The sequence below is a fragment of the Tumebacillus flagellatus genome, from assembly GCF_000714935.1.
Lineage (GTDB): Bacteria > Bacillota > Bacilli > Tumebacillales > Tumebacillaceae > Tumebacillus > Tumebacillus flagellatus.
Map to the genome: position 1 here is coordinate 1 of NZ_JMIR01000099.1, position 606 is coordinate 606.

Consider the following 606-nt stretch of genomic DNA (forward strand, 5'->3'; position numbering starts at 1 on the left):
AGCAAGCCGCAGCGCTCATGTACGGCGACGACATCGAGGAAGTTTTGGAGAAGGCTGACCGGCGGATGCAGAAGGCCCGCGAAGGTCGCCAGAAGGGCGGTCTTGAACCGATCAAGGATGTCTTGTTCATGGCGTATGAATCCATCGAGTCGTCGTACATGGCGAAGCAAAACCAAGACTTGGCGGTGCAGGTCGTCATGGTCGGAGTTCAAACCGGGTTTCCTGACCTCGACAAAATGACGGCGGGATTACATCGCTCCGACTTGATTATCCTCGCGGCGCGGACGGCAGTCGGCAAGACAGCTTTTGCGCTGAACCTTGCGACCAACGTCGCGGTTCGATTCGAAGAGACAGTTGCAATCTTCTCGCTGGAGATGAGCAAGGAACAACTCGTCAAGCGGATGCTGTGTGCCGAAGGGAACATCGACGCTGGACGGATGCGTTCGGGAATGTTGGATGAGGACGACTGGCCCAAGCTCACGATGGCAACGGGTGCACTCTCCGATTCCCCGATCTTCATCGACGACACGCCAGGAATCACCGTCCAAGAAATCCGCAGCAAGTGCCGGAAGCTGAAAGAGAAGCACGGCTTGCGCCTGATCCTGA

The 606-nt window shown here is 56.9% G+C and carries 1 protein-coding gene; it reads left to right on the forward strand.

Features of this window, described 5'->3' with window-relative positions:
• Nucleotides 1-606: DnaB-like helicase C-terminal domain-containing protein (locus EL26_RS23130; RefSeq protein ID WP_038094878.1), on the forward strand; the 606-nt coding region annotated here is incomplete at both ends.